Origin of the sequence: Bacteroides sp. AF39-11AC (assembly GCF_003474285.1) — a bacterium.
Classification (GTDB): domain Bacteria; phylum Bacteroidota; class Bacteroidia; order Bacteroidales; family Bacteroidaceae; genus Bacteroides.
Window position 1 is genome coordinate 1 of record NZ_QROH01000025.1, and the last position, 4,201, is coordinate 4,201.

The 4,201-nt window shown below is 45.1% G+C and carries 8 protein-coding genes; 7 read left to right on the top strand and 1 reads right to left on the bottom strand.

Annotated elements, in window-relative coordinates; all coding sequences use genetic code 11:
• Positions 1-51: 51 nt before the first annotated feature.
• The 3 genes from mbpB to DW036_RS25220 are packed head-to-tail and all read left to right on the top strand — an operon-like array spanning position 52 to position 1,504.
• Positions 52-846, top strand: coding sequence for a mobilization protein MbpB (gene mbpB, locus DW036_RS25210; protein WP_005683056.1), 795 nt, complete (start codon positions 52-54; stop codon positions 844-846).
• Positions 803-1,255: a mobilization protein MbpC gene (gene mbpC, locus DW036_RS25215; RefSeq protein WP_005683049.1), complete on the top strand. Its 453-nt coding sequence runs from the start codon at positions 803-805 to the stop codon at positions 1,253-1,255. The genes mbpB and mbpC overlap by 44 nt, the downstream gene beginning before the upstream one ends.
• 18 nt (positions 1,256-1,273) lie before the next feature.
• Positions 1,274-1,504 (top strand): hypothetical protein, encoded by a 231-nt coding sequence (locus tag DW036_RS25220; RefSeq protein ID WP_057251052.1) that lies wholly within the window; start codon positions 1,274-1,276, stop codon positions 1,502-1,504.
• Between the two features lie 36 nt (positions 1,505-1,540).
• Here the strand turns inward: DW036_RS25220 and DW036_RS25225 are convergent, their stop codons facing one another.
• Positions 1,541-2,566 carry a replication initiation protein gene (locus tag DW036_RS25225; RefSeq protein ID WP_005683051.1) on the bottom strand — a complete coding sequence of 342 codons (1,026 nt, stop codon included), beginning with the start codon at positions 2,564-2,566 and terminating at the stop codon, positions 1,541-1,543.
• A 412-nt stretch (positions 2,567-2,978) separates the two neighbouring features.
• On the opposite strand from DW036_RS25225, the gene DW036_RS25230 reads away from it, so the two are divergent.
• From DW036_RS25230 to mbpA, 4 genes are all read left to right on the top strand, one after another.
• A complete protein-coding gene (locus tag DW036_RS25230) occupies positions 2,979-3,230 on the top strand; it encodes a hypothetical protein (RefSeq protein ID WP_004295507.1) in 252 nt (83 codons plus the stop codon).
• Positions 3,227-3,502 carry a type II toxin-antitoxin system YoeB family toxin gene (locus DW036_RS25235; RefSeq protein WP_004327436.1) on the top strand — a complete coding sequence of 92 codons (276 nt, stop codon included), beginning with the start codon at positions 3,227-3,229 and terminating at the stop codon, positions 3,500-3,502. Before DW036_RS25230 ends, DW036_RS25235 begins: the two co-directional genes overlap by 4 nt.
• Positions 3,503-3,512: 10 nt before the next feature.
• Positions 3,513-3,710 carry a hypothetical protein gene (locus DW036_RS25240; protein WP_005683054.1) on the top strand — a complete coding sequence of 66 codons (198 nt, stop codon included), beginning with the start codon at positions 3,513-3,515 and terminating at the stop codon, positions 3,708-3,710.
• Positions 3,711-3,903: 193 nt separating this feature from the next.
• Positions 3,904-4,201 (top strand): mobilization protein MbpA (mbpA, locus tag DW036_RS25245; RefSeq protein WP_005683055.1); only part of this gene is annotated, 298 nt, incomplete at its 3' end.

A 4,201-nucleotide genomic window follows, 5' to 3' on the forward strand; every position in this document is an offset into this window, starting at 1 on the left:
ATTTGAAGAGAATCAGGCACTAATCACCGAACTTAAAAAAATACTTTCACGATGATAGGGAAAGGAAAGAGCATATCGCATGGTACGGCTGCACTGGAGTATGACCTTGCCAAAGAGATAGACGGACAGACAGCAGCCATCGAGATAGCCCGGCATGAACTTTACGGGTGTACGGGTGCGGAAATGGTACAGGAAATGAAACCATACCACGCTGATTTTCCGAACGTAAAAAACAATTGCCTACGTTTCGAGGTCAGTCCTTCGATAGAGGAAAGCGCCACCTTTACGGATGCGGACTGGGCGGAACTTGGTAACGACTTCATGCAGCGCATGGGGCTGGCGAACCACCAGTACATCATCATCCGGCACAGCGGTACGGAGAGCAAAAAAGAACAAGCCCACCTGCATATACTGGCAAACCGGGTTTCCCTTTCCGGGGAACTGTACCGGGATAACTGGATAGGGAAAAAGGCAACGGAAGCCGCCAACGCCATAGCCAAGGAACGGAACTTTGTACAGTCGCAGGACATCGGCAAAGCCAACAAAGCGGAAATCAAGGAAGCCATGGACGACGTCTTGAAGAAGATGCAGGGCTTTGACTTGACTAAATTCAAGGAAGAACTTGGTAGGAGAGGTTTTAAAGTTCGGGAAGCCAGGGCAAGCACCGGAAAACTTAACGGCTACTACGTCACAGCCCGAAGCGGTACGGAGTATAAGGCGAGCGAGATAGGGAAAGGCTACACTCTCGCCCATATCGAGCGGACACAAAGCAAACTGAAATATAACTCAATGAACATATCTCATGGAAACAAACTCACACCCGGAAGCGGCAGCTTCCACCGTTAAGCAGGGACAGTACAGCCCCCGGAAAAGAAAAGACACAGCACCAAAGGTTAACCCGCAGCTTGCGATAGAACTGTTTTTTCAAGAAATGGGACGTATTGAAGCCTATACAAAGCGCATAGAGGATGCAACATCCCGAAAGGTACAAATAGACGGGAAAAGCCTCGAAAGTGCCGAAAATCGCCTAAAAAACGTATTGTCGGACTTTGAACGGCAGGGGTACAGAATGAAAAACGGCGGTTATGTGGACAAACGGATTTCGTTCTACTCAATCCTTTGTGCTGTTATCTCCCTATTGTTCGCTTGTTTCATGTGCTATCTTTGGACGGATGCAGCCAAAGACCGGGACAACTACAAGCAGTATTATGAATACTTCCAAGAGCAGGCAAGGGAACAAAAGGGAAACAAATAAACTCTAACTTTACGAATTATGGGAACAACGGAACACGAAGACCCCCGGTTCTTCTTCATACTGAACAAGGGTGCGAAGTCCGGCGGCGAAATCACCCATGCCGTCCTAAACGGTAGTATCGTTTCGAAGCCGGCAGGCTGGGACGCCTTTCATGGGCTTGCACTGGCGAAAGAGAAACTAAGCAGCGAGGAAATACAACAGCAGATGAAAGAACTTGGTGTAGAAATGGAAATCGTTCCTCTGATTTGACAAGATTACCCGGAGTGTTTCAGCCGGGTAATCCTGTTACTTATCCTTGATTTTCCCTTTAAGGGCGTTTATAATCCACCCTTTCGGATTGTTCTTTTCTCGTGATTTTCCGTTTAGGAGAGCCAGTTCTCCGATAAGGTCGGTTATCTTTTCTTGTGCCGTTATGAATGTCTCTTTGTTCCGGTTTATCTCTTCCGATGTGAAACCGCAGGAATAACGGAGATACTCGTATACATGGCTGTCTATCTGATATCGTGCTGTAACCTTTGCCTGCAATTCTTTCCCTTCCAGTTCTTCATCCCTGAACTGTGGCTGATAGACCGGGTAAAACCTAAATCCGGTCACCTTGCTACGTTTGTTGTTTGGGTTTTCACGCACTTTCACGTAGTTGAAAGTGTATGGGCAACTCTCATCAAGCGCAGCCTTTGCAGGTTTTAAAACCCTTTCCTCGAAGTTGTCAATTCTATCTTTTCCGTTCTTGTCCTTGTACTTGTCCGCTGGTATGCCAAGGCGGTCTTTCAAGTTGTCAAGGGATATATCCAAAGGGTACACTTGCCCACTCATTAGCATGTAAAACCTAAGGGAATACCCGGTAGGCAGCGCAAGAGCCTTGTTTAATTCAAACTCTCTGTACCCCTTGGCGAACTTGGTAAACACATCCCAAAGGTCATTAGACACACGAAAGGTTATAATGCCAGTGTGTTTTTTATATTTGGGATTAGATATAAATCCGCACTTCCACCACTCCTCGTCATCTTCGTAAGTGAAAAAACGTCCTGCCAAAGAATCGAGTGCGGCTATGATTTCATTGTAATCACGTCCGGAAAAAATAACGTCCGAGACATGCATTTGTGCATCAACATCCCAAAGTCCATGCTCAAATTTGCGTTTCGTACCTGCATAATCTTTCAGCTTTACCCCTTTCAATTCTGCCTGGCATGCTTCCAAGATACGAAGTACTATTCTTTGTTCGTGTATGGACATATCTTGCTGTTTAGACCATGTATATACCCATGAAACAACAACATCTTTGTTTTTGGTAATAGGTAGTTTCTTTTTCATAAGCGATTGATTTGCTGCAAATATACATAAAACCTACATTGAAACAAAAAAAGAAGGGTAAAACTCCCAAAGTGTAGGGAATAGTGAGGTGAAAAACTCCCAAAGTGTAGGATTAAAACTCCCAAAATGTAGGGAAACTCATGCTTTAATCCCTTTATTCATGGGTATTTGCGAAGAAGTGATAGAGCATATTACAGACGATGCTTATAACAGACAAGGGAAATTTATAGAGTTAAATGGCTGATTTACTGTCGGAAAAAGAAAAACAATAGGGAAAAAGAGCAAAGCAAAACCAACCAACGGGCGGTAGGACTGTGAGCGGCTTTTTATGGCGTGTACACATTTGTGTACAAAAAGTTTGTATTTTATTGAAATATAGCTATCTTTGTGCTGAATTTAAAAGCAAACAGATATGGAAGCATTATCAGTAAGAGAATACCGAAACAACCTCGCAGCGTCTTTCACCAAAGCTGACAATGGCGAGCAGGTACTAATTCGCAGGAAAAACGAGATTTACGCTTTGGTAAAAGTTGGTCGTGAAGATTTGATGATAACCCCGGAGCTGCAAGCAAGGATTGACAAGGCAAGGGAAGAAATCAAATCCGGAAAGTGTGTTACCCTCAAAAGCAGTGAGGATATTGACGCTTATTTCGACAGTCTATGATGTACACAATTAGGGTTTCCGACGGGGTGGATAAGGTGATTGCCAAATGGAAGAAATCAAACCCCAATTTGTTCAAGAAGTATAAGAAAATCTACAAAGAATTGTTAGAGCACCCTAAGACTGGGCTTGGGCATCCCGAAGCGTTAAGGGGCGGTGGGGATATTACATGGTCTCGACACATCACCGCCCATGACCGGATAATCTATGACATTTACGAGGAAGTGGTAGAGGTCTATATTTTGGAGGTAGAGGGGCATTACAACGATAAATGATAAAACTGTTATGGTCGAATATTGTGTTTACTGGTTAGAGAACGGCGAGCCTATGCACGAGGTGTTCTCTAACCTTGCCGCCGCCGAGATGTACTCATGTGCGATAAGAGGGAAAGAAAACGTTGAATGGGTGGAGGTGTCCGAAGAAGAAGCCATTGATTTGGACGAACTGGAAGACATGTTCCCGGATGACTTCTGCGGCGTGTAATCCCCTTGGGTAGAAATGGGGTAGAAATTGTTAGGCTGTGGGGGGATTTTCTAACACGCCGGGGCTTTTTGCCGGGCGGTTAGCATGGATGTATTCCCATGCGGCATGTGTATATATAGCAAGAAGTGTCCTTGTCGGACAATTCTTGCTTTTCTCGCTTTGCTCAAAAAGATTTTAAGATTACCTTTGTGACATGGAAGTAAGACGGAACGAAAAGATTACATTCCGCTGTACCCGGTATGAAAAGCTGGCACTTGCGGAGCAGGCAGCCCGATGTAGCATGAGCACATCGGAGTATTGCCGGAGTTTGTCCCTTGGAGGTCGCCCAAGGGAAAGGTACACCGAGGAGGAACGGCAGCTTCTCCGGGACATAGCCCAGTTGAAAGGAACGCTCCAACGGCTGAACAACTACTTCGGTGGTCGCCAGTACCGGGAGGTATTTGAAGAGAATCAGGCACTAATCACCGAACTTAAAAAAATACTTTCACGAT